The 24,042-nt window shown below is 35.2% G+C and carries 22 protein-coding genes and 1 pseudogene; 21 read left to right on the forward strand and 2 right to left on the reverse strand.

The features are described 5' to 3' along the window. Positions 1-15: 15 nt before the first annotated feature. From N8O43_RS00165 to N8O43_RS00180, 4 genes are read left to right on the forward strand one after another with little or no spacing between them, the layout of a single operon-like run. The gene (locus tag N8O43_RS00165; protein ID WP_001054256.1) at positions 16-870 is read left to right on the forward strand and encodes a VirB6/TrbL-like conjugal transfer protein, CD1112 family; all 855 of its coding nucleotides are present in this window, start codon (positions 16-18) and stop codon (positions 868-870) included. A gap of 53 nt (positions 871-923) precedes the next feature. Further along, on the forward strand, positions 924-1,283 hold the full coding sequence (locus N8O43_RS00170; RefSeq protein WP_001097589.1) for a PrgI family protein: 360 nt from the start codon (positions 924-926) through the stop codon (positions 1,281-1,283). After that, positions 1,234-3,591 (forward strand): VirB4-like conjugal transfer ATPase, CD1110 family, encoded by a 2,358-nt coding sequence (locus N8O43_RS00175; RefSeq protein ID WP_261088957.1) that lies wholly within the window; start codon positions 1,234-1,236, stop codon positions 3,589-3,591. Before N8O43_RS00170 ends, N8O43_RS00175 begins: the two co-directional genes overlap by 50 nt. Before the next feature lie 11 nt (positions 3,592-3,602). Continuing rightward, complete coding sequence (locus tag N8O43_RS00180) at positions 3,603-6,416, forward strand: phage tail tip lysozyme (protein ID WP_261088958.1); 2,814 nt, start codon at positions 3,603-3,605, stop codon at positions 6,414-6,416. Between the two features lie 30 nt (positions 6,417-6,446). Here N8O43_RS00180 and N8O43_RS00185 read toward each other — a convergent pair whose 3' ends face one another. After that, entirely contained in the window at positions 6,447-6,635 is a 189-nt protein-coding gene (locus N8O43_RS00185) for a hypothetical protein (protein WP_001860875.1), read from the reverse strand. Between the two features lie 18 nt (positions 6,636-6,653). Here N8O43_RS00185 and N8O43_RS00190 point away from each other — a divergent pair, with 18 nt between their 5' ends. The 5 genes from N8O43_RS00190 (at position 6,654) to N8O43_RS00210 (ending at position 14,710) form a co-directional block, all read left to right on the forward strand. Beyond that, positions 6,654-7,220, forward strand: a complete 567-nt coding sequence (locus N8O43_RS00190; protein ID WP_000013900.1) for a PBECR4 domain-containing protein — start codon at positions 6,654-6,656, stop codon at positions 7,218-7,220. A gap of 150 nt (positions 7,221-7,370) precedes the next feature. After that, positions 7,371-7,781 carry a thrombospondin type 3 repeat-containing protein gene (locus N8O43_RS00195; protein WP_261088959.1) on the forward strand — a complete coding sequence of 137 codons (411 nt, stop codon included), beginning with the start codon at positions 7,371-7,373 and terminating at the stop codon, positions 7,779-7,781. A 47-nt stretch (positions 7,782-7,828) separates the two neighbouring features. Continuing rightward, a complete protein-coding gene (locus N8O43_RS00200; RefSeq protein WP_261088960.1) occupies positions 7,829-14,047 on the forward strand; it encodes a DEAD/DEAH box helicase family protein in 6,219 nt (2,072 codons plus the stop codon). Positions 14,048-14,121: 74 nt separating this feature from the next. Beyond that, a complete protein-coding gene (locus tag N8O43_RS00205) occupies positions 14,122-14,406 on the forward strand; it encodes a DUF5962 family protein (protein ID WP_261088962.1) in 285 nt (94 codons plus the stop codon). Between the two features lie 13 nt (positions 14,407-14,419). Next, a complete protein-coding gene (locus N8O43_RS00210) occupies positions 14,420-14,710 on the forward strand; it encodes a DUF5966 family protein (protein WP_261088963.1) in 291 nt (96 codons plus the stop codon). Between the two features lie 82 nt (positions 14,711-14,792). Here N8O43_RS00210 and N8O43_RS00215 read toward each other — a convergent pair whose 3' ends face one another. Further along, positions 14,793-15,653: a helix-turn-helix domain-containing protein gene (locus N8O43_RS00215; protein ID WP_064276739.1), complete on the reverse strand. Its 861-nt coding sequence runs from the start codon at positions 15,651-15,653 to the stop codon at positions 14,793-14,795. A 378-nt stretch (positions 15,654-16,031) separates the two neighbouring features. Between N8O43_RS00215 and N8O43_RS00220 the strand changes: the two genes are divergently transcribed. From N8O43_RS00220 to N8O43_RS00275, 12 genes and pseudogenes are all read left to right on the forward strand, one after another. Beyond that, positions 16,032-16,631: a hypothetical protein gene (locus N8O43_RS00220; protein ID WP_261088964.1), complete on the forward strand. Its 600-nt coding sequence runs from the start codon at positions 16,032-16,034 to the stop codon at positions 16,629-16,631. Positions 16,632-16,883: 252 nt separating this feature from the next. After that, positions 16,884-17,033: a hypothetical protein gene (locus N8O43_RS00225; protein ID WP_261088965.1), complete on the forward strand. Its 150-nt coding sequence runs from the start codon at positions 16,884-16,886 to the stop codon at positions 17,031-17,033. Then, entirely contained in the window at positions 17,030-17,797 is a 768-nt protein-coding gene (locus N8O43_RS00230; RefSeq protein ID WP_261088966.1) for a hypothetical protein, read from the forward strand. Before N8O43_RS00225 ends, N8O43_RS00230 begins: the two co-directional genes overlap by 4 nt. A gap of 224 nt (positions 17,798-18,021) precedes the next feature. Beyond that, positions 18,022-18,246: pseudogene (locus N8O43_RS00235) on the forward strand (RHS repeat domain-containing protein); the annotation flags it as partial. 344 nt (positions 18,247-18,590) lie between these two features. After that, the gene (locus tag N8O43_RS00240) at positions 18,591-19,172 is read left to right on the forward strand and encodes an immunity 26/phosphotriesterase HocA family protein (protein ID WP_261088967.1); all 582 of its coding nucleotides are present in this window, start codon (positions 18,591-18,593) and stop codon (positions 19,170-19,172) included. Between the two features lie 138 nt (positions 19,173-19,310). Continuing rightward, positions 19,311-19,664, forward strand: a complete 354-nt coding sequence (locus tag N8O43_RS00245) for an RHS repeat-associated core domain-containing protein (RefSeq protein ID WP_261088968.1) — start codon at positions 19,311-19,313, stop codon at positions 19,662-19,664. 104 nt (positions 19,665-19,768) lie between these two features. Further along, a complete protein-coding gene (locus tag N8O43_RS00250) occupies positions 19,769-20,197 on the forward strand; it encodes a hypothetical protein (protein WP_261088970.1) in 429 nt (142 codons plus the stop codon). Positions 20,198-20,626: 429 nt separating this feature from the next. Further along, on the forward strand, positions 20,627-21,040 hold the full coding sequence (locus N8O43_RS00255) for a hypothetical protein (RefSeq protein ID WP_261088972.1): 414 nt from the start codon (positions 20,627-20,629) through the stop codon (positions 21,038-21,040). Between the two features lie 51 nt (positions 21,041-21,091). Further along, a complete protein-coding gene (locus N8O43_RS00260) occupies positions 21,092-21,298 on the forward strand; it encodes an RHS repeat domain-containing protein (protein ID WP_261089454.1) in 207 nt (68 codons plus the stop codon). A 68-nt stretch (positions 21,299-21,366) separates the two neighbouring features. Continuing rightward, positions 21,367-21,903 carry a hypothetical protein gene (locus N8O43_RS00265; RefSeq protein ID WP_261088974.1) on the forward strand — a complete coding sequence of 179 codons (537 nt, stop codon included), beginning with the start codon at positions 21,367-21,369 and terminating at the stop codon, positions 21,901-21,903. Between the two features lie 252 nt (positions 21,904-22,155). After that, entirely contained in the window at positions 22,156-23,007 is an 852-nt protein-coding gene (locus tag N8O43_RS00270) for a hypothetical protein (protein WP_261088976.1), read from the forward strand. 242 nt (positions 23,008-23,249) lie between these two features. Continuing rightward, positions 23,250-23,885 (forward strand): Imm43 family immunity protein, encoded by a 636-nt coding sequence (locus tag N8O43_RS00275; protein WP_261088977.1) that lies wholly within the window; start codon positions 23,250-23,252, stop codon positions 23,883-23,885. Positions 23,886-24,042 lie beyond the last annotated feature (157 nt).

The raw sequence follows: 24,042 nt of genomic DNA on the forward strand, positions 1-24,042 counted from the left end.
AGGATAAACAATGACATGAATCTTAGTTTAGTCTCACCCTTTGTTTACCTTGCATCTGAAAAAATATCAGCTGAAAATTTATTTGAAGGATTTAATGTAGATTTACAATCTACGGTAGACCTGATTAAATCTCTATCTAGCTACAATCCAACCGTTTGGACTTATATGTCTAGTATTACTAAAAGTGTCATGCAGCCTCTTGGAGTTGCGATTTTATCAGTTGTTCTCATCCTAGAATTTTCGAAGATGGCAAAGAAAATTGCTAACTCAGGAGGAGCGATGACCTTTGAAGCATTAGCGCCGATGTTGATTAGTTATATTATGGTCGCAGTTGTAATTACCAACACTACCGTGATTGTAGAAGCCATCATCGGGATTGCGAGTCACGCCATTGAACAAGTGGCCTCGATTGTGGCTCACGGTGGGGCAAAGTATGATACCATCTCTGGATTAAAAGGTTCAGGATTTATTGGCCGTATGATTGTGGGATTTTTCGCCCTCCTCATTTGGCTTGTTCGGATAGTAAGTGCAGCTATGGTCAATCTTTTGGTATCTATTCGATTTATTCAACTCTACCTTATGATCCCATTTGCCCCTCTTACGATTCCAACATTTTTAAGTGATGAGTGGAAGTCTATTGGTATTGGCTATTTAAAAAATATTATGGTCTATGCGGTACAAGGGGTTCTTATTTTTCTGATTGTTTCTCTTGTTCCTTTATTTGAATCTGCTGGGAAAATAGCTGTTTCAAATGGTGCAGGAGTCTTGCAATCACTTGCGATTATGTTTGGTAGTTTAATACAAGCTATCTTACTGATTATTGCCCTCGTTGGTTCTCAACGTACGGCTCGCTCAATTTTAGGTATGTAATTAGATAAAGGCTAGGAAGTGATTGCTTCTTAGCCTTTTTAGAAAGGAAAGTCATGAATACACGTGTCTTTAAAGACATCTCAAAATACCAACACAGGGCTTGGTTAGGTTTCACCACAAGACAAATCATCTTTGTTTTACCAGCCTTTATTGTCACAATTATTGTTTTGGGCTTGAATCTCTTTTTCTGGCAATTTGGAGATTGGTTTGTTTACGGTTTTGTGTTTGCTTTTACCATCCCCCTCATGCTTTTTGGAGTCTATAAACCCAATGATTTATATTTTGAACATTATTTGAAATACCGTCTTCATTTTGAATTAACGGTTCCCCTACGCACAATTACAGGAAAGAAAGGACCTGAACATGAAAAGAAAATCAAATACATTAAAGAAACAAAAAACTTCAATGACTAATCAGAAAGAAGTAGTTAAAGGAAAAAAAGAGGAAGTGTTACCATCAACGACTAATACTCTTTCCTATCAAGCCCTGTATCAAAATGGTCTGATGCAGGTAAAAGAAGATTATTTCTCACAAAGTTATTTACTTGGTGATGTCAATTACCAGACCGTTGGTTTAGAAGACAAGGGCGCAATCATTGAGAAGTATTCTGATTTGATTAACTCACTAGATGACCAAACCAACTTCCAATTGACTATCTTTAATAAAAGATTGAATTTAGAAAAGTTTAGACAAAGTGTTTTGTATGAGGAAAAAGAAGATGGATATGATACCTATCGTAAAGAATTGAATCGGATGATGAATCAGAATTTAGACAGTGGTGAAAATAATTTTTCAGCTGTGAAACTGATTAGCTTTGGTAGAAAGGATTCTAATCCCAAACAAGCTTATCGTTCCTTGTCTCAAATTGGAGAATATTTCAAGAGTGGTTTCTCAGAAATTGATGCTCGATTTGAATCCTTGGCTGGAGAAGAACGGGTGAACTTGTTGGCAGATATGCTTAGAGGAGAACACCATCTTCCTTTTTCTTACCGTGATTTAACCAGATCTGGTCAGACAACTCGTCACTTCATAGCGCCTAATCTCTTGGATTTTAAAAACAAGAATTACCTACAAATAAATGACCGCTTATTACAGATTGTCTATGTGAGAGACTACGGCATGGAATTAGGGGATCAGTTTATTCGAGACCTCATGCAAGGAGATTTGGAATTGATAGTGAGCCTTCATGCTCAAAGTTCGACTAAGGCGGATGCTATGAAGAAACTACGAACAAAGAAGACCTTGATGGAATCTCAAAAGATTGGGGAACAACAAAAACTAGCTCGTACAGGTATCTATTTGGAAAAAGTAGGCCATGTTTTAGAAAGCAATATCGATGAAGCTGAGGAACTCTTAAAAACCATGACCGAGACAGGAGATAAACTATTTCAAACGGTCTTCTTGATTGGGGTCTTTGGTCAGGATGAAGAAGAACTTAAACAAGCCCTAGACACTATTCAACAAGTGGCCGGCTCAAATGACCTAATGATTGATAAACTTCCATATATGCAAGAAGCAGCCTTTAATAGTTTGCTGCCATTTGGTTGTGATTTTTTAGAGGGCGTATCACGGAGTTTATTAACGTCCAATGTAGCAGTGAACTCTCCTTGGACTTCAGTAGACTTACAAGACCGTAGTGGGAAATATTACGGTATCAATCAAATCTCAAGCAATATTATTACCATTGATCGTAGCCTATTAAATACACCGTCTGGTCTGATTTTAGGAACATCTGGAGCTGGAAAAGGGATGGCAACCAAGCATGAAATTATCACGACCAAAATCAAGGAATCTGGTGAAAATACTGAAATTATCATCGTGGATCCAGAAGCAGAATACAGTGTCATTGGACGGGCTTTTGGTGGAGAAATGATAGATATTGCACCAGATTCCCAAACCTATCTCAATGTCCTTGACTTGTCTGAAGAAAATATGGATGAAGATCCTGTAAAGGTAAAATCAGAATTTCTTTTATCCTTTATCGGCAAGTTATTGGATAGAAAAATGGATGGGAGAGAAAAATCGATTATCGACCGAGTCACCAGACTCACCTATCAGTCATTTAAAGAGCCTTCTTTGGAAGAGTGGGTTTTTGTCTTGAGCCAACAGCCAGAAGAAGAAGCGCAGAATTTAGCACTTGATATGGAACTGTATGTCGAAGGTTCTCTTGATATTTTTTCTCATAAGACCAATATTCAGACAGGATCTAATTTCTTAATCTATAATGTTAAAAAGTTAGGAGATGAGCTGAAACAAATTGCTCTTATGGTTGTTTTTGATCAGATATGGAATCGTGTCGTTCGGAATCAAAAATTAGGGAAGAAGACCTGGATTTATTTCGATGAGATGCAGCTTCTTTTATTAGATAAATATGCCAGTGATTTCTTCTTTAAATTGTGGAGTCGTGTCAGAAAATATGGAGCCAGTCCGACTGGAATAACTCAAAATGTTGAAACCTTATTGTTAGATCCAAATGGTAGACGGATTATTGCAAATAGTGAATTTATGATTCTCCTCAAGCAAGCAAAAAATGACCGAGAAGAACTGGTTCAACTCTTAGGCTTGTCAAAAGAACTCGAAAAATACCTAGTCAATCCAGAAAAAGGGGCAGGACTAATAAAAGCTGGTTCCGTTGTCGTTCCCTTTAAAAATAAGATTCCTCAAGGTACACAATTGTTTGATATCATGAGTACAGATCCTGATAAAATGGCTTCTAATTAAGGGGAAGGTAAATGAAGGATAAAAGAGAAATCATACGTGCCCGAAAGGCATTTAGAAGAAGTCTAAAAGATGAGAAGAAATTCTTGAAACAAGGAAAGAAGGAGGTGAAGAAACAGAAAAAAGATTCCGCTGTACTGGATGAAAAAGCATGGAAAAAAGAGATAAAACAAAAGCTAGAGGGGATGAGAGAAGCTTCAAAGGAGAGAGTAAAACAAGCAAATGAAGACTACAATCATATTCTTCAAAATAGTCCTCCATCTCTTTTGAATCGGAAAGAATTAAGAGACAGACGATTGCCTCATGCTAGGAAACGATTGAAAATAGCCAAGAAGCAATTTAGAGAAGCAAAGGCACAGTCAAAAGAAGAAAGAAAAGAGCGTCGTAAAGAAAGAAAAACCAATCAAAAATTTCTCTACGGTCAGGAATCGAAAGTAAAATCCAATTTTTTCTTTCAAGGGAAGAGTTTAGAAGAATTAAAAGCTAAGAAAGAATTCAAGACCGCAAAAGATAATCTAAAATCTACCAAACAAGCCTATAAATCCAAAAAAGTCAGTAGGAAAGCCAAAACTTTTCTTTATGTCCTTGGACGTGAAAGTGGAGAGTTAGCTTCAGAAAATGAAGATTTAGAAGGTTATCGCACTCTTCAAGAGACTATCAGAAAAGGAAAACGCTATAGTCGGCTTTCTTATAATTTGGGAAAAGCTAGTGTCAAAACAGGACAAGCAACAGGTCGTTTTACCAAGAAAAGACTGACCAACACAAAAGAGCGATACCATCATTTTAAGGATGGAAAAGGATGGAAACTAGCGAAAGATAATCCAAGTTCCTTTAAAAATCGGTTTCGAAAATTAAAGAAACAAGGTCTTACAAGTGTCCGAAATATCTATCAAAAACTAAAAGCAGCCTTTTCCTTCTTTACATTTGCGGCTGGAAATCCTGTAACCTGGATAGTTGGAGGATTAGTCTTTCTTCTCTTATTTATGATGAGTTTCTTTTTAGGATTTTCATCTGCTAGTTTGATTCAACAAGATGAATTTGAATTAACAAAAGCTTATACCCACCTAACTTGGGAAGATGCAGAACATACTCGTACAAATGACAAAGGAATTACCTATTACACAAAAGTTGATGATGTGATGGGGTATATGAACTTTAAATTCCATGACTATGAGTTACACAAACCAGTTCACTTATTTAGTTCAGAAACTTACAAGGATTATCTATCTACTTTGTGGCATGATTTAAACGATGGGGAAGATTTGAAATCCATGCAAGACCTCTATGAAACTCCTAAGTATAAACTATCGAAAGACGATCAAGAGGAAATGAAGGAACTAAAAGAAGAAGGTGTGTATGCTTCCATGCAGGAATTGGACAATCCATTTGAGGGGAAAAGAAACGAAGATAGTCTAACCATGACTTATCGTTATGGATACTATGATTTAGACGGAAAACCTACTCTTCAGGAGTACATTCTACTAGAAGCAAAGGCTCACCAAACGATTGTCGCACCAATGGATGGGGTCGTATCACTGGATGGCGACAATGTAATTCTCACTAACGGAAAAGGAGAGAATGAGAGTCGATTGACCTTGTATTCCATTCATAATGGCCGTGCGATTGAGGGGACAAGGGTCTTAACTGGTGATGTTATTGGTGAAACACCAGACGATACAGGTTTGAAAGTTTCCTATCAAAAGTATAAGAACAAGAAAGAAAAATTGGTGTATGTCAATCCGCAATTTTATTTTCCAAAGGTCATTCAACTTCAGACCACTATCTTACCTGCCATTGGTCAGTTTGGTGGGGATGAGTTTGAACGAGCAAAACATATTTATGAGTTTTTGAAATCTCAAGGGGCAAGTCCACAAGCCATTGCGGCTATTTTAGGAAATTGGTCGGTAGAGTCCTCTATCAATCCTAAACGAGCTGAGGGAGATTATTTATCTCCTCCAGTTGGCGCTACCGATTCCTCATGGGATGATGAAAGCTGGTTAGCGATTGGAGGTCCAGCCATTTATAGTGGTGCTTATCCTAATATCCTTCATAGAGGTTTGGGGTTAGGTCAATGGACGGATACCGCAGATGGTTCAACACGTCATACAGCTTTATTGAATTATGCACATAGCAAAAATAAGAAGTGGTATGATTTAGACCTCCAACTTGATTTTATGCTTCATGGGGATAGTCCTTACTATCAAAGTTGGTTAAAGGACTTCTTTAAAAATACGGGCAGTGCAGCCAATCTGTCCCAACTCTTCCTTACCTATTGGGAGGGAAATTCTGGTGACAAATTACTGGAAAGACAAACCAGAGCAACGGAATGGTATTACCAAATTGAAAAAGGCTTTAGCCAGACAAATGGAGGACAGGCAAAAAGTGACCCACAATCCCTTGAAGGGGTTCGTGGGGACTTGTATGATCATTCTGTTCCTGGTGGTGGAGATGGTATGGCCTATGCCTATGGACAATGTACATGGGGTGTTGCGGCTCGTATGAACCAGTTAGGATTAAAGCTAAAAGGTAGAAACGGAGAGAAGATTTCAATCATTAATACCATGGGAAATGGTCAGGACTGGGTTGCGACAGCTTCAAGTCTTGGTGGGGAAACGGGTTCCACGCCAAAAGCAGGTGCTATTGTTTCTTTTGTAGGAGGTACACATGGGACACCAGCAGACTATGGTCATGTGGCTTTTGTCGAGAAAGTTTATGATGATGGCTCTTTCCTTGTGTCTGAGACAAATTATGGGGGTAATCCTAACTATACCTTTAGAAAAATCTCTCAAGCAGATAGTGCAATAAGTTTTGCCTATACGACGAAATAGAAGAGTTTACACTTGAAATTTTAACCATTTTCAGGTAGAATAAATAGTGTAGATGAGTAGTCGGCTCATGGTCAATCTGATAGTAATCTTGGACATAAGGGCCAAGCGGTGGCGGACACCAGAACGAAATCCGATAGCAATCTTGGACGTAAGGGCCAAGCGGTGGCAGACACCAGAATAAACCGACTGACTAGGTGGCTTACAGACTCTGTAAACCACCTTTTTTGTGAGGAAAATATGGCAAATTCTAGAGATTATCGTAATCCAAATTACACCGAAAAAATAAAACTTCAGCGTTTTTTTACTCAGTTACAAATCGCGGCTTCTTTTTTTAAAGAACACTTCGTTGGCAAAATCATGTATTATGAAACAGAAATAGAAAGTGTTGAACTTCATTTTTCACCTACTAATTTCATGCACCTATGTGGTGTTGATTACCGAAAAGGTGCAGGCAGTTTCTTTGACGATTGTTTAAATAGGCATGTCATAATTGATGAGTTGAAAATAAAAAAAGATGGAACCACAATGCAAAAGTTACAGGTTTTAGGATCCATTGAGGAGTTATTGGGAAAGCATGTTCATTTAACTGGTTCAGGACGTTATTTGTATTTGGAGTTTGATTATGCTCTACGTACAAGAAAACAGATACTAGCATTAACATTGAAAGAGACATCAAGGAAAATTGTTCCTCAATCTTTATTAGATTTGAAGAGAAAGACAGTATTTCCAAAAGGTCAAAAAGTAATTTCAATTTACTCAAAACATTTACAAACGTCGGAACTTTTTTATTATTTAAAAGATTAGTTTACATATCTTTTGTGGCATAAAATATATTTTTATCATTTTAAGGAGAACGTAGTTTTGGCTCGTTCTCTTTTTTGTTGTGATACTTCTTTCAAGTAATATTTGGTAGGATTGGAGTGAAAAAAGATTAACTAGGAAAGAAGGAAGTATATGGAAACCATTTATCAACGTGATTCGGATCAGGATGGACTGACTGATGCTCAAGAATTGGCGCTAGGAACCAATCCTCTTAGCGCAGATTCTGATGGTGATGGACGTTCAGATTTAGTAGAAGTAGAAGAAGGAACCAATCCCTTAGAAAAGGATTTACAAGACATAGACCAAACAAGTATAACTGAACCGTCTTCAGTATTTATGGAAATGAAACAAAAGATTTCAGATATGATGGAGAGTCACTACAAGGAATTTATACAGGCTCTGATTAGTATTGAAACAGGGATTGAAAACCAACAAGACCTAGAAGACTTATATACTTACTACATGAGAACAGATGCCGTTTCTCTTTTGTCTAGTGATTTAGAAACCAGTCCTCAAGAGGTTGAAATGGAGATAGAGTTGTAGGGGAATCATGTGATTCTCCTATTTTCGTATAGATGAAAGGAGCGAGTATGGAAGTAATGCAATTATTGGCTATGTTTCGTGGAACGATTCCAAAAGATAGGGAGAAAATGGACCTATTTCTTCGTTATCAAGCGCAACATTTTGATGAGAAATGGCAGGACTTGGTAGTGAGTTTTTTGGCTGAAGAGGGCAAGATAGAAGAGATACCTCATGTCTATTCGTTTCATCAAGATATTATTTCTTTCCTAGAGGCCAGTTCTGAAAATAATGACCAAGATTTAGAAAGTTACACAAGAAGTTTTGGACAAGCGGGTCTAGATAAATTATCTCAATTAAGTAATTTTGAGAAAAACTTGGTGCTAGAAGTCGCAACCTATAACCTTTCCACTCGATTTTACATCCAATCTGAAAAAGAGAAGCTAACACCATTAAGTGAGCTTGTATTTCATCAAAATCAGGATGTCAATTTGGTCAATGTCTATCGGGTTGCGAATAATCTATCTGACCGTATTAGTAGAGATATAGAGGAGTTTCTTCTAATGGTTGATTCCAAAGAACTAACAAAAGAGGTTCTTGAGATTCATTTTGAAGAAAAAGAAGGAGATGTTCTAGCCTATTTGGGTTCAGAATTGATGGCTACTTTAGATACCGTGACGGATCTTGTTAATCATGAAGAAAACTACACACAACTCCCACTGACACAAAAGCTGAAGATTATTACTCATTTTGATGAAGAAAAAGCTAAAAGCGAAAAGTCTAATCAAGTAGAGGAAGTTTTATCTCCTTCAAGTGATATTGAACAGGAAACGAAAGAAACGAACTCCTTTTCTAATGTCGATAAAATTGTAGAAGAAGCTTTGAGGGAATATCCAATCGGTTCACAAGTAAGTTATAAAGGACAAGTATTTCAGTTGGTTTCGATTGAAAATGCACAGTTAAATGACTTAGTTCGCCTAGAGCTATTCAATGATTCCAACCAGTTATTTGAAGAAAATCCTATTTTATATTTGAACAGTTTGGAAGAGATTGAACAAGTATTGTCTCTGGTAGAACGTGAAAAAGAAGAGTCAGAGATTGAGATTGAATCACCAAGTGAAAGCCAGGAAATAGATTTGTTTTCCTATCTGGAAGAGGATAATGAAAAGGAAAAGGATAAGGAAACAAAACCTTTAATTTCAGGTATAGAAGAGACGGATGTCCCCGTTCAAGATTTTGTTTTTCCAGATGATTTAGAGGACTTTTATCCTAAGACAAATCGAGAAAAAATTGAAACGAATATCGCCGCAATTGATCTTGTTAAAAGATTAGAAAAAGAGGGACGACAAGCAAGTTCAGAAGAACAAGAGCTACTAGCCAAGTATGTCGGCTGGGGCGGTCTTGCCAATGAATTTTTCGATGAACTCAATCCAAAGTATGAAACAGAACGTTTAACTCTTAAGAGTTTAGTAAGTAAATCAGAATACTCCACTATGAAACAAAGTTCTCTCACAGCCTATTATACAGACCCAATGATTATTCGCCAGATTTGGCAAAAGTTACTGGATGATGGTTTTGAGGGAGGAAGGATATTAGATCCTTCTATGGGAACTGGGAACTTCTTTGCGGCGATGCCTAGAAGTATACGAGATAATTCGGAACTCTATGGGGTTGAATTAGACAGTGTGACAGGCGCAATCGCAAAACAACTCCACCCCAATACCCATATTGAAGTGCGAGGATTTGAAGTAGTTCCCTATCAAAATAATAGTTTTGATTTAGTCTTAACGAATGTTCCTTTTGGAAATTTTCGCATTGCCGATAAAAACTACGATAAACCTTATATGATTCACGACTACTTTGTCAAACACTCACTTGATTTAGTAAGAGACGGAGGACAAGTGTCGATTATCTCATCTATTGGGACAATGGATAAACGGACAGATAATGTCTTACAAGAGATTAAATCCAACACTCATTTTTTAGGGGGAGTTCGTTTGCCGGATACGGCTTTTAAAAAGATTGCAGGTACTCGAGTGACCACAGATCTCCTCTTCTTTCAAAAGGATCAAGCAAAGAATCTTAATGAAGAGGAACTTGTCTTTAGTGGCTCTATTCTCTTTGAGGAGGATAAGCGTGTCTGGATCAATCCTTATTTTGATGGGAAATACAACACACAAGTTTTGGGTGAATATGAGGTACGTAATTTTAATGGAGGAACCCTCAATGTTAAGGGGGGATCAGAAACATTAGCTACTGACATAATGGAAGCATTCGAGAATGTGGAAGCACCTAAACAAATTGACAATTCTTTGAAAGCACCTGTTTTTATCCAAGAAGAAGTGGATAATTCTATTCCTAGTCGTATACGTGAGAACTTAGCGCTGTATTCTTTTGGATATGAGGGAAATCAAATTTATTACCGAGATACGCATGGTCTTCGGAAAAGTTCAAAAGTAGACGAAATTAGTTATTATGTAGACGAGAAGGGAGAGTTTAAAGCTTGGGACAGTTCTTTGTCTGAACATAAAATAGACCGATTCGTGCAACTTCATTTGACAGATGAGGAAGCACTAGATGTTTACAAGTCAGAAGAAGCGAGTAAAAGAGGGAAATATAAGGGACTGTTCAAAAAAACTGTCTTTTATGAAAGTCCCTTATCGGATAAGGACATTAGTCGTATTAAGAGCATGGTTGATTTGAGAGAGACCTATCAATCCTTAATTGAAATTCAACGTCATTCAGATTATAGTCGGACAGATTTTCAGGTATTACTTAGTAAACTCAATCGTGATTATGACCGCTTTGTAAGTCAATTTGGATACTTGAACGCCTCAGTCAATCGGAACTTATTTGATAGTGACGATAAGTATTCTTTACTAGCAAGTTTAGAAGATGAATACATTGATTCTAAAGATCAGAAAGTAAAATATAAAAAATCTTTAGCCTTTGAGAAAGCATTGGTTAGGCCGGAGAGAGTGATTACAAGAGTATCAACGGCTTTAGATGCCTTAAACTCTAGTTTATCGGATGGTAGAGGGGTTGATTTAGACTATATGGTATCAATTTATCCCGAACATAGCCAAGCTGCTATTTTAGATGAGTTAGGTGACCAGATTTTAATGGATCCAGAAAGCTATTTAAGAGGGGAAAGAAAATACCTTTCTAAGAACCAGTTTTTATCAGGAGATATTCTCAACAAGATAGAAGTAGTTCAACTATTAGTGGAGGAAAACAACCAAGAATATGATTGGAACCATGCTTTAGATTTGTTAGAATCTGTTCGCCCTCCAAGGATTCATCTGGCAGATATTGAGTTTAAAATAGGGTCACGTTGGATTCCTCAATCCGTTTATGGTAAATTTGCCTTTGAATGTTTTACCAATCGTGAATTTGAATTGTCTTCGCCTGATGTTGAACAAGTCATTGAAGTGAATCCTGTCGATGGCCAGGTTCATTTAAGGACATCATTTGCTTATCGCTATCCAAGTGCCAAAGATAGTAGTCTTGGAGTCAGTGGGTCACGTTATGATACAGGAAGAAAGATTTTTGAGAATTTACTTAATTCGAACCAACCGACGATTACCATGACTGTTACGGAAGGAGAAAAGAAAAAGACCATCACAGATTTGGAAAAAACCTCTGTTCTAAGAGCAAAAGAGCAGCATTTGCAAGAGCTTTTTCAAGAATTTGTCTCACGGTATCCAGAAGTCCAACAAGTCATTGAAGAAAGTTATAATCGTCTTTATAATCGAACGGTTAGTCGAGAGTATGATGGTAGCCATCTAGTCATTGATGGCTTGGCACAAAACATCAGTCTTCGTCCTCACCAAGAGAATGCCATTCAAAGAATCGTAGAAGAAAAAAGAGCCTTGTTAGCTCATGAGGTAGGTTCAGGAAAGACCTTAACCATGCTTGGTGCTGGGTTTAAATTAAAGGAGTTGGGAATGGTTCATAAGCCCTTGTATGTAGTGCCCTCTAGTTTGTCTGCTCAATTTGGTCAAGAAATCATGAAATTTTTCCCTACTAAAAAGGTTTTTGTGACCACTAAGAAAGATTTTGTGAAGGCGAGAAGAAAACAATTTGTGTCACGTATTATTACAGGAGATTACGATGCCATTGTCATTGGGGATTCTCAATTTGAAAAAATCCCTGTCAGTAAGGAAAGACAGATGAACTATATAGAGGATAAACTCAATGAACTACGAGAGATTAAAACACATTCTGAAAATAAGTATACCGTTAAAGAAGCAGAGCAATCAATAAGTGGTCTAGAGAAACAATTGGAAGAACTCCAACGCTTTAATCGTGATAGTTTTATTGATTTTGAGAACTTAGGAATTGATTTTCTCTTTGTGGATGAAGCACATCACTTTAAAAATATTCGTCCAATTACTGGACTTGGAAATGTAGCAGGGATTACCAATACAACCTCTAAGAAGAACGTGGATATGGAAATGAAGGTTCGACAGATTCAGGAAGAGCATGATTTTAAAAACATTGTCTTTGCGACAGGAACACCTGTTTCCAATTCTATTAGTGAGTTATATACTATGATGAACTATATTCAACCAGATATCTTAAAACGCTATCAAGTTGATTATTTTGACTCTTGGGTAGGTGCTTTTGGAGAAATTCAAAACTCTATGGAATTAGCTCCTACAGGGGATAAGTACCAACCTAAGAAACGATTTAAAAAGTTTGTCAATCTACCTGAGTTGATGAAAATCTATAAAGAAACAGCCGACATTCAAACACAAGATATGTTGGATTTACCTGTTCCAGAAGCTCATATTATCCCTATTGAGAGTGAGTTAACTGAAAACCAGAAACTCTATTTAGAAGAATTAGTTATGAGGTCAGATATGGTCAAATGTGGAACAGTTGATCCGAGTCAGGATAACATGTTAAAGATAACAGGTGAGGCACGGAAACTAGCTATTGATATGCGTTTATTGGACTCTAGTTATAGTCTAGCAGACAATCATAAACTGCTTCAGGTAGTGGATAATGTTGAAAGAATTTATCGTGAGGGAATGGAAAATAAGGCTACTCAGATGATTTTTTCAGATATTGGCACACCTAAGAAAAAAGATAATGGCTTTGATGTTTATTCTGAGATTAAGGCTTTATTAGTTGATAGAGGAATCCCTAGTAAGGAAATTGCCTTTGTACATGATGCCAATAGTGATGAAAAGAAGAATAGTTTGTCTCGAAAGGTCAATGCAGGAGAGGTGCGGATTCTCCTTGCCTCAACTGAAAAAGGAGGAACAGGTTTAAATGTTCAGAGCAAAATGAAAGCAGTCCACCACCTAGATGTCCCTTGGAGACCAAGTGACATTCAGCAACGCAATGGACGGATTATCCGACAGGGAAATGAAAACAAGGAAGTGGATATTTACCACTACATTACCAAAGGTTCATTTGATAATTATCTATGGGCAACTCAGGAGAACAAGCTTCGTTATATTAAGCAGATTATGACTTCTAAGGAGCCGATTCGTGCTGCAGAAGACATTGATGAGCAGACCATGACCGCTTCTGATTTTAAGGCACTAGCAACAGGTAATCCTTATCTCAAATATAAGATGGAACTAGAGAACGATCTAACTCTATTAGAAAATCAAAGACGCGCCTTTCAACGCAGCAAGGATCACTATCGTCATACAATCTCTTACTGTGAAGAAAATATGCCCATTCTTGAGAAACGATTAAGCAAGTATGAAGGCGACATTCAACAGTCTGAAATATCGAAAGACCAGGCATTTTCTATGACAGTAGGCAAGCAAGCATTTGATCAACGAGCTGAAGCAGGGGAATCTCTACACCGTCTTATCCGTCATAATCAAGCTGACAGCAAAGAATTTCGAACCCTAGCAAGCTATCGAGGATTTGACATTAAAATGCTTAGTCTTCCAACCAATCAACCTCTTCCTGATACATTCTCTGTTAAGATTGTAGGAGAAAATCAGTATTCTGTCAGTTTAGATTTGTATTCTCCTTTGGGGACAATTCAAAGGCTTCAGCATACGATTGATCACATTAAAGAGGACCAAGTGAAAACTCAGAACTTATTGGATGAATTAAAGGATAAATGGAATACTGCTAAGGTAGAAATTGAGAAAAATTTTCCAAAGGAAGAGGATTATCAAACTAAAAAGGCCGAATACGATGTACTCGCGCCATTGATTGAAACAGAAACGGATTTAGATATTATTGATCAGGCCTTAAGACAATTCCACGAAAAAGGAAAGGAAAAGCAAGAACAACTTTCTTTTGAATTAGATTAAAAAATAGATATAAATAGCGGACAAGAAAAGAAAAGCGCGGTAAAATAAAGATAGAAAGAAACGAGGTAATAATTATGATGGAAGATACCTATTATCAATTAGAAGAGGCCTTGGTACAGGGATTTCAAACGCCTGAAGAATACCAAGCCTACAAGGAACTAAAGGAACATTATGAGGAAGTTACTGGGGATTACAGTTTTTCTAAACGAGAACTCACTAGTCAATTGGAAATCGCTCTTCAGAATCATCGAGGTGTGGACTTTGAAGAGCATGAAAAAGAGGAGTATTTGGACTTAGTTCAAAAGCTAGAGGAATTTGATTCCTCTCTTGCCGCCCATTACCGTCAGTTGATTGATTAGAAAGGAGAAAGTCATGAATGATTTACTCCTTATCCCAGTAATTTTTTTATCAGTAGGAGGAATTCTCATTCTTTTATGGAGACTCTTTCTTATTGCCAGTGGACTTTTCCTTATTGGTTTTGTCAGTTTTCTTATTTTCGTGGAGGGATATGGAATTTATCTGTTCTTTACAGAGACTGAATTTTACACGGAAGATTTGGCACAGAATGGATTATTTAGTTTTACGATTTTCTTTATCATCTTTAATTTAGTTTTACTTGTATTAGTAAGTTTGGCGGGATACAAATGGAAGAGGGGATATTAACAAAAGTGGAGAAAACTATATTAGTTCCTCTCCACTTTTACGTTTCTAGCTAATTGGTAATTATAACTTATTACGATTGAAGTCACCTATCCTTATCTTTTAAAAAATGATCAATCTTAGCCATCATGAGCTTGTGCTCGTATATTTTACAGATATCACGAGCCTGTAAATAATAGTCAAGAATTTCATCGTGCTTTAAAAAATCTTTTCCGGCATTTGCAACGATAGTTAAAAGAGGCGCCAGCTGATAGCTGGTCTCTTTTTGTTTACAAAAGTCAATGGTTTCTAAGGCTTCTTGGACGGCTTCTAATTCCTTACCTTTAGAGTGTAAATAATAGGCGAAATTATGTTTAACTCGAATATAACCAAATAAATACTCTTGGTGGTTTAAATCTTTTTCCTGATACAAACTGATAAGAAGTGAGTTATTTTCTTCGTATTCTGCATCACGCCCTACAGAAAAATAAAAATTAGATAAAGTATTGAGGAGTTTAAGATACACAGATGAGCTGACCGAAAGCTTTGGCAAAGCGTTTTCTAGACTGGCGATAGCTTCATCTTTGGAACTATGTAAGTAGAAAAGGATAATCGCTTGAATCCATAGAAGATAAAATTCATCCTCAGTAGACAGATACTGATACTTTTCTTTTTCTAAGTTTAAGAGGTATTCTAAATCCTCGTAATTACGATCTTCAAGTAATTTTTCTGCTAATTTCTTAAACGGTGCTATATTGGAAGTCATTTCAATCTGTTCATCGAAAAAATAATCTAAGGGAACTTGAAGCCGATTTGCAAGTTTATAGAGTAAATCAGCAGCAGGCATATAGTTACCACGTTCTATTTTGCTGATTTGGCTTTGCTCACAAATTCCTTCGGAAAGTGTTTTTTGTGAGAATCCTTTTTCTTTTCTCTTGGCTTTTAGTTTATCAGATAATATGCTCATCTTTAAACCTTCTTTAAATAAATTTACGATTAATTATATACTTTTAAAACTAAAAATTTATGTACAATTGACTAAACTAGAGCTAAACTATTGATACAACTGAATTAGAAGGATAAAGTACACTCATTAAGCAGTGTACTTTATTTTTGTTTTGTACATTATTTGTTGATTGCTTAATCAATACTACATCTCTATCAGGCAATTCAGACTTCATTTAGTCCTCTAAAACCCACGTTGAGGCGGTATTACTGCTTGTAAAAGATTAGAAACCTTTGAACGAAAGGGATAATCAAAACCCTTGAGTGCAAGGCTTTTTGTTTTAATGATATAATGAGATTATAAACGTGGATATTGTTTTAATTTTCTGGAGGAAGTGTAATGTTGAATTTAGTAAAAGGTCACCGAGTTAGCTTGGTAGAAAACCTGTTTGAATCATTTACAAAGTTAACTGAACATCATTTGATGGCGAATGTACACGCAGAAAAAATATTAGAGGTTTTTCAACACTTTATTGCGATTCATGACGAGCCCTTGTTTTTTATTTTGGAATTGCCTGTCAGTATTGATAGAGAAAAAGTAATAGCAAAGAATATTATCAAGGAATCCCATAAGGATGTTTATTATATTGATGGTTGTTCAAGAGAAGAATGTCTAGCACTGTTGATTAGATACGGTGATTTACTTGTAAATGATGGATTAAGTAAGTTTGGATTTGGTGGACATAAAAGTCACGATGAAATCATGCTTGATAGCTATAATGTTGTGACAATTTATAGTAAAGAACTATCGAAATTTAATGACTTTTTTGAACTTCATAATATTCAATCTGTAGAAGAACTAGTGACAGCTTGGAAAACTTTTTCTAAGACCTCACCAGGAATCTCTGAAATCTATGAAAGTAATGGAAAAACTGTTTATGATTTGCCCGAAAAATTAGCTGAATGGGGAATATATTTAGCTGAAACTCGAACAGAATAGGCATATCTATAGGATTAGAAAGAGAATATTTCTATTCCTCTAATACCCCAAATTTAACTTTAGTAAATTTATAGAAGGAAAAGCTAGATGTAAGCACACGTTGATGTGTGAGTATTTCTCGTGAATGATAAAGGATAGGGTATAATTCATTACACTGTTTTTGGATAAATATTGTTAGACTGTAACTTTTATGTTGCAGTTTTTCAATTTATACATGGTATAATTAAAATAATAAAATAAAGAGGATTTTTTATGAGTAAAGAACTAGTATTTCAAAGTGTAGAATCACTACAACAAGTTGTAAACGTAATTAATGAGGCTGCATCAGATGCAGAATTGTTAATTAAGGGAAGTGTTCCTGCAAATGTTGCCATACCTTATAATGTAGAAAGTAAGACATGAAAAAAAACAATCTAATTTTATTAATTAAAAATCAAATGTCAGATAAACAAAAAAATGAAAATCTTTTACATTTAAATACACTTTTACTAAGCTCAATAGAAAATCCTAGTATAGATAATGATTGTTTCATAGAATTATTTAGCTATTATTCTAACATATCCCAAGGAGAAGTAAGTGAACTATTTAGTTTACTGCAATCTTTAACCAAAGATGAAATCAATATCATTTATGACTTTTTAGAATATATTTCAAAGTTTGTCAAAGACTTAGGACTATATTGTGAATTTGAAAAATTTCTTACGGAGGTAAAATATATACAAGAAAGAAATTATCTAGAGGAAAAAATTGAGTCTACTTTTCCAGTTTTCAAGGTTGATAAAAATAACATCATAAGCTTTGATGATAGTGATAACTCTTATATATATTCTATAATGCAACTATCTACTAAAACTTGGATTGAGATAACATACGATGATTTTCTCTCAATACTTGAATCACTAGAGTGGCAAGCTTTTACTAATAAGGCTTTATTATATTTTACTCCTTGCTGTTTAAAATATATTTTTTCTAATTTATCTAAATTTTATTTATATGGTTACGTTGTTGAATTTTTATATATTGCCCTAAGAAACAAAAGTACAATATTTAACACTACTCAAATCAACTTAATTATTGATTTTTTAAAATTAATCCAAAATTTTAACCAGGAAATTAGTGTCGAAACACAAAAAAAAATAACAAGTACTATTCAACTTTATTTATAACTTCCCGACTGTAAAGGGTGGGATGGGTGACGACCGGCCGGTCAATCCGATACATGGTTTGAAATTTTTGGAGGGTGAAACTAACTTTGCTTTTGAAGGCATTTTGCCATAGGATTCAAAAAATTGCAGTTTTTGCTGTGGTTCGGCGGGGTCGTCTGAAAAAGGATGAACGCGTCTATCTGAACGCCCATCAGCCGTTCAGACTGTAGAACCAATACTTCGATGAAGAGAAAGGGATGCATTACAACCTGATGCGCTATTACGAGCCTGAGGTCGGTCGGTTTGTGAATCAGGATCCGATTGGGTTAGATGGAGGAGCTAATTTTTATCAATTTGCCACCAATGCTCAAATTTGGTTAGATCCATTTGGATTAAAAAATATTCTGTTTATGGATTGTATAGACCTGAGGATAGTAAACCTTGTTATATCAGTATTACGGATAATATAAAAACGCGTGCAAAACAACACAGGAAATCAGGAAGATTAGTTGAAACAGAACGCTTAGTAGAATTATATAGCGATTTGGATTACGAAACCGTCCGTGAATATGAGGAAGGCTGTATTCGACAACATGGAACACTGACGGGAAAAAACTTAAAAAAGTCAGAAAAGTAATTTTAATCCTAAAAAAATAAAACCAGAGGAAATAAATGTCATTCATTTGTTGAGAATAAGATCCGTGATGCAAAAAGACAAAAAGCAATGGTTTCGGGAAGAGACCATATTCTCAAAAATGGTTGTAAAAATCTTCCAATAATTTAACATTCTATGCTATAGAAAAGGAAAAGTATTATGAAAATCTTTAATTGGGAAAAAAATAGAACTTTATATAGATATCTTAAGAATGGTGATTTATTTTGTTTTAAAATAGCTGATAAATTATTCGGTTACGGTAGAATAATCGCTAAAAATAAGCTTGGTGCCACTGTAGGAATTTTTGATTTGTTTACTTCAAGCCCAGTTGAGCCATTCGATTATAAAAATGCTGGGAATTACCCAATTATATTCAAAACCGTTTTAGACTGTCATACCTTATTTGAATCAAAGCTAGAGTCAGACTGGCGGATAATTGCTCAAGATCCCGATTACCAAGATCCAACCCCAAGTGAAATTACTTCCATTAATCCTGCTTTAGGAGTGGCTCACAATGCAGATTTTTCCATTGCACAAAAAATAGATGAAGAGAAAGGTAAACAAAGAATACTCAAGAGCATTGAATTGCTTGAAACACCCAATAGTCATTATCATATATTAAGTTTTCTTATTCGTCGTAAACCAGAAATTTTTAATTTACCTATTGAATCATTTGCAGAATTTGGAGATTTTATTTCGGATGAGTTTCAAAAAATTCACCACCGGAATTTAAAAGCGTGAAAAGCAAGCCGTAACCCGCACAAAACCTCCAGTTCTTACGAACCCCTGACGCAAGTCCACGACTGGACAACCGAAGACGGAGAAAGCTGCCAACAAACCCACTACTTCCACTGCAACCAAATCGGCATCCCGAGAGAGATGACCGATAAGGACGGCAACCTGTTGTGGTACGGCGAATATATCGCCTGGAGGTGTCTGAAAGAGGACGAGCAGGTTTACAAGAATGCGCACCAGCCGTTCAGACTTCAAAAACAGTATTATGATTCTGAAACAGGACTCCACTATAACTATTTCCGCTATTACGATTCAGACACAGGACGTTTTGTAAGCCAAGACGTGATAGGTTTGGTAGGAGGAGATATTTGGAAAATTGGGGAAACAAAAAATATTGTAAAAGATGTTCAGCATCGGTATTCTCAAAAATGGTTAGATAGAAATAATTTAAAATATATAAGAGTTATGAAGGGTCCTAAGAAGGCTATGCAAAGTTAGGAAAGGTTGAAAATTATTAAATATATTAAGAGAAGGGGTAAATTACCAGCGGGAAATAAATGTAAGCATTAGTTTTATTTTGTTTTTAAGATAAGGAGATGAATATGGAAATACGAACTACGAGTGACTCTCCAAAATGGAGTAAAGTTAGTATATTAGATAGCGAAATAGAGAATGGCTTACAGCCTATTCTGAAAAAATATACTGAATTTCCTTTTGATTTAGTGTTATGTTTCAGGTGTTTAGAAAAAGATAGCGGCTGGAAATCTAAATCTCGATATTCAAAAGAAGATAATTATAATGCCCTTGGATTTGACATTGTTGTTTATGAAGAAGATTTTATACCCATTAAAAAAGATATAGATGCACAAAGAAAGATACTAGGTAAGGAGTTTTATCGATATTTTTTTGAAACCATGAAGAAAAAAGAAAGACAATTTCCTATACTTAAAAAAATTAATCCTAATTTCTTATATGATGTTGAAAAATGGTTATTGGAAAATAAATGGATAGATACTATTAGTGAATCATAGCAAGCCGTAGCCCGCACAAAACCTTCAGTCCTGACGTAGGGTGTGTGCGGTAAGCACGCACGCGGTTTCTGTTTTTCAGACGGCCTTTGTTGCACCGTACTTAGGACTTAAAGAACTTTACTACTTAACAGCTGCTAAAGATGGTTTCTATCCTGTAATGGAATGGGGTAAGCGTAAGCCTGTAGGTAAGGTTTGGTTGAAAAAAGGAGATATTTGGAAAATTGGAGAAACACGGAATGTTAAGAATGGGATTCAAAGACGATATTCTCAAGCATGGCTGCGAAGAAATGACTTGATATATAAAAGAGTGATGAAGGGACCCAAAATTAAGATGAGAATATGGGAGCGTCTAAAAATTCTTAAATATATTAAACGAAGAGGGAAATTACCTCCTGGTAATAAATGTAATCATTAATGAAAGGAAAGAATATGTTATTTGCAACTTGTGATTATCCATCATGGACAAAAGTAGATAAAATTTGTGATGAATTTTATGGAGTAGAACCAATTATTAAAAAATATCCTATACCATTTTCTATTGGGTTTTGTTTTAGATGCTTGGAGAAAGATAGCGGTTGGAAATCAAAGTCTAGATTTTCTAAAAAGGATAATGATTTAGGATTTGATATTGTCGTATATGAGGAGGATTTTATTTCTATTAAGAAAGATATTAATGCTCAAAAAAAAATTATTGGGACTGAATTCAAAGATTACTTTTTTGATATAATGAAAAAATATGAAAATAAGTTCCCAGAATTAAAGGAAATTAATCCTAAGTTTCTATTAGAAATAGAAAAATGGCTCATCGAAAATCAGTGGATTGAACCTATTGAACAAGCGTAGGTTAGTTTGAAGCCAACCAAAGTTTAAGGTCGTCTGAAAAAGGATGATTGTATCTATCAGAACGTACATCAGCCATTCAGACTGCAGAACCATTATTGCGACCTTGAAACGGGGCTGCACTACAACTTCTTCAGGTATTATGAGCCTGAAGCGGGTCGGTTTGTTAATCAGGATCCGATTAGGTTGTTGAGTAGAGATAACCTTTTTTCAGACGACCTTAATATTTTATTAAGATTATCTGAAATATTTGTTCTTTAAATAAACATTTTAAAAATATACTTGTGCTGCACCAATTTCTAAAAGTAATAGTAAGAAAGGAAAAAATGATGACTCTTTATCAAATATACTCTGCTGTTGATAATGAAGAAGCGTATGTGGACTTAAAACAGGATGATAGAAAATTTGTTGAATTTATTAATTACAATAAAGGCAATTATACAGATGAAGCAGTTTTTATAGCTCAGAGTGGATATACCTCCAAGAATATTTCTAAAACAGATTATATTCAAACAATTCCTAAGATGTTATTGTTCTCTGAAACTTTCATTAATAAATTAGCTGATAAATTAAAAAATGAATTAGATTTTTTTCCGGCTAAACTTAGAATCAAGAATGATGAATTCAAATTTTTCCTTGGAAAAATTAAATTAACTGCTAAATTAGTAGATATGGAAAAATCAAATTTTTATGAAATAGATGGAGAGAAGTTTATTGATTATCCACCTGTATTTTTAGGAAATATATCTGGTTTTGAGTTTTGTGCAAAAGATATAAATGATGATTTAATTTGGGCTTTTTCTGATAAATTCAAAGAATTAGTTGTGAGTAATAATTTGAAGATGGAATTTCTTCCTCTAACATGAAATACTCTGTAAGTAAGTTATAGCAAGCCGTAGCCCCGCACAAAACCTTCAGTCCTGACGTAGGGTGTGTACGGTACGCACGCACGCGGTTTCTGTTTTTCAGACGACCTCAAAACCCTCTATGAGGTCGTCTGAATCATTTGTTCTTTAACAATCTCATTACCATTAGCAATGGCATTCTATCTAGAGGTCGTTTTTCCTGATGGCTGAGAAACTAATTGACATAGACAAATACAGGAAAGGATATATATTATGTTGAAAATATTAAATAATTCTTTGGATGGAATTGTATTGGGTCAAAAAAAGGCTGACTTTGATGATGTTATTTTAAATAATCCCAATTATTCATTAGAGTTTGATAGAAAACACAAGATACAATCTGATTCAGAATTGATTACTGTATCCTCCTTGAGGAATTGTGATGAATTTTGCTTAAATGGAAAAGTTATTAACTTTTCAAATCTTGAAAAATTTTTAGAAGAGGAGAATCCTCTAATAGAAGTTTCGGATGAAGAAAATTATTTTTATATTTTTCCAAAATATAATTTAATTTTATATGTTGACTATAAGGATAATTTGTTTCTGCAGATATTAATTTACGATGAAAGTATAAGAGATTTATATGATAATAAAGGTAAAAAGTATTCAGACTTTCAAAAAAGTAAACTTAAAAACCCAACTTTAAATCATGATAAATTATTATTTATGCCTTATAAGAGCATAGGCGATTTTGAATTAAATTGTTCTCTATCAGATGTTATAAGAAAATATGACATATCAAACAATGTTATCCCGAAGGTAAAAAATATTATAGAGATAAACAATTTTGTACTAAGATTTGATAATGAAAAGTTAACTGAGGTTACAATTTTCAATGATAAGAAAGTAGAGTTTGCAATATACTATAATGAAATAGATATATCATCAAAAAAAGGGCTTACTGAGTTATTAAGTCAATATGAAGTTATTGAGAGAACGAAATCTAAATATCTTTTCAAAGAATTAGGTCTAGTTGTAGAAAAAGATCTGTCCGAATTTCGTTTTTTTGAACAATCATTATTAAAATTTTGGGTAAATTTGCATAGACCTATTACTAGCTGGTAATCACAAGTAAGCCATAGAAAACCGTAGACCACACAAAACCTTCAGTCCTGACGTAGGGTGTGTTGCGGTACGCACGCACGCGGTTTCGCCTACCGCAACCACATCATGGTCGATTACAGGCACAAGCGAGACGGAGTGTACGAGATTTACAAAAAAGATTAAAAAAACGTTTGAGTCAGTCCATATCTGTTGGAGGATATTCATCTACCAACTCACCCAAACGATTAGATTAGGAGGATATTATGAAAAAATTACTAGTATGGGGATATGCCCTACAAAGTTTAGATGAGTTAGCGAAAAGAAAAGTGCCTAAGGTTTCCTTAGGGGAAGTAGGTATATCAGAGGAATTCAACCCTAAAAAAACGCATCCTGATTTTGACTTTTCATGGAGTTGGTTCGTAAAGGGACAAGAAATTCCTCCAATGCCTGAAAAGGTTTATGTCTGCTTAAAGAAAGCAAGAGGTGTTACTTTTGATTTTCTTCCATATAATGATTTCTTTATCATGTCAGCGCGTTTTTTGGAATTTATAAAAAAATACGGGTTTGATCATGATTTTGGAATGAGTAAAGCAATTATTGTCAATACAAAAGGCGAGCTATTGACGAATGAAGTCTATTATTTAGTAAGAATAGTTGATTGGGAAATTCAGGATGAAATTGTTTACCCAGATTTAGCATTAGATGAAGATGATTTTTCACTGGAGGCATATACTAATTCAGATAAGGATATTTTATTGTCTTCCAATTATAATTATTCAAGAGCATTTATGGTGTCAGAAAATTTAAAAGAAAAAATATTGGAAAACTTTCCTTTGCCTTTTCTTTATTCTTTGGAAGAGTGGAAGGAATTAAATAATTCAGACTTTTATTGGGATTAATATAAATCAAAGAAGTGTTGGATGAACTTTTTTCCATCCCAACATCTACTCCCTCTCTAGTGGGAGAGGGCAAAACGACATCTACGAACCCTTGGCACAGGTACACAATTGGACTAACATGGTAATAAATACTCTTTAAAGAATGCACATAAGAAGG

The organism is Streptococcus mitis, assembly GCF_946190335.1.
GTDB lineage: Bacteria > Bacillota > Bacilli > Lactobacillales > Streptococcaceae > Streptococcus > Streptococcus mitis_CH.

Bases quoted from the DNA above. Each gene is read 5' to 3' on its own strand.
- N8O43_RS00255 (WP_261088972.1), top strand. From the start codon at position 20,627: ATGTTATTTGCAACTTGTGATTATCCATCATGGACAAAAGTAGATAAA.
- N8O43_RS00265 (WP_261088974.1), top strand. From the start codon at position 21,367: ATGACTCTTTATCAAATATACTCTGCTGTTGATAATGAAGAAGCGTAT.
- N8O43_RS00195 (WP_261088959.1), top strand. From the start codon at position 7,371: ATGGAAACCATTTATCAACGTGATTCGGATCAGGATGGACTGACTGAT.
- N8O43_RS00165 (WP_001054256.1), top strand. From the start codon at position 16: ATGAATCTTAGTTTAGTCTCACCCTTTGTTTACCTTGCATCTGAAAAA.
- N8O43_RS00275 (WP_261088977.1), top strand. From the start codon at position 23,250: ATGAAAAAATTACTAGTATGGGGATATGCCCTACAAAGTTTAGATGAG.
- N8O43_RS00240 (WP_261088967.1), top strand. From the start codon at position 18,591: ATGAAAATCTTTAATTGGGAAAAAAATAGAACTTTATATAGATATCTT.
- N8O43_RS00175 (WP_261088957.1), top strand. From the start codon at position 1,234: ATGAAAAGAAAATCAAATACATTAAAGAAACAAAAAACTTCAATGACT.
- N8O43_RS00225 (WP_261088965.1), top strand. From the start codon at position 16,884: ATGAGTAAAGAACTAGTATTTCAAAGTGTAGAATCACTACAACAAGTT.
- N8O43_RS00205 (WP_261088962.1), top strand. From the start codon at position 14,122: ATGATGGAAGATACCTATTATCAATTAGAAGAGGCCTTGGTACAGGGA.
- N8O43_RS00210 (WP_261088963.1), top strand. From the start codon at position 14,420: ATGAATGATTTACTCCTTATCCCAGTAATTTTTTTATCAGTAGGAGGA.
- N8O43_RS00190 (WP_000013900.1), top strand. From the start codon at position 6,654: ATGGCAAATTCTAGAGATTATCGTAATCCAAATTACACCGAAAAAATA.
- N8O43_RS00245 (WP_261088968.1), top strand. From the start codon at position 19,311: ATGACCGATAAGGACGGCAACCTGTTGTGGTACGGCGAATATATCGCC.
- N8O43_RS00215 (WP_064276739.1), bottom strand. From the start codon at position 15,653: ATGAGCATATTATCTGATAAACTAAAAGCCAAGAGAAAAGAAAAAGGA.
- N8O43_RS00270 (WP_261088976.1), top strand. From the start codon at position 22,156: ATGTTGAAAATATTAAATAATTCTTTGGATGGAATTGTATTGGGTCAA.
- N8O43_RS00170 (WP_001097589.1), top strand. From the start codon at position 924: ATGAATACACGTGTCTTTAAAGACATCTCAAAATACCAACACAGGGCT.
- N8O43_RS00200 (WP_261088960.1), top strand. From the start codon at position 7,829: ATGGAAGTAATGCAATTATTGGCTATGTTTCGTGGAACGATTCCAAAA.
- N8O43_RS00220 (WP_261088964.1), top strand. From the start codon at position 16,032: ATGTTGAATTTAGTAAAAGGTCACCGAGTTAGCTTGGTAGAAAACCTG.
- N8O43_RS00230 (WP_261088966.1), top strand. From the start codon at position 17,030: ATGAAAAAAAACAATCTAATTTTATTAATTAAAAATCAAATGTCAGAT.
- N8O43_RS00250 (WP_261088970.1), top strand. From the start codon at position 19,769: ATGGAAATACGAACTACGAGTGACTCTCCAAAATGGAGTAAAGTTAGT.
- N8O43_RS00180 (WP_261088958.1), top strand. From the start codon at position 3,603: ATGAAGGATAAAAGAGAAATCATACGTGCCCGAAAGGCATTTAGAAGA.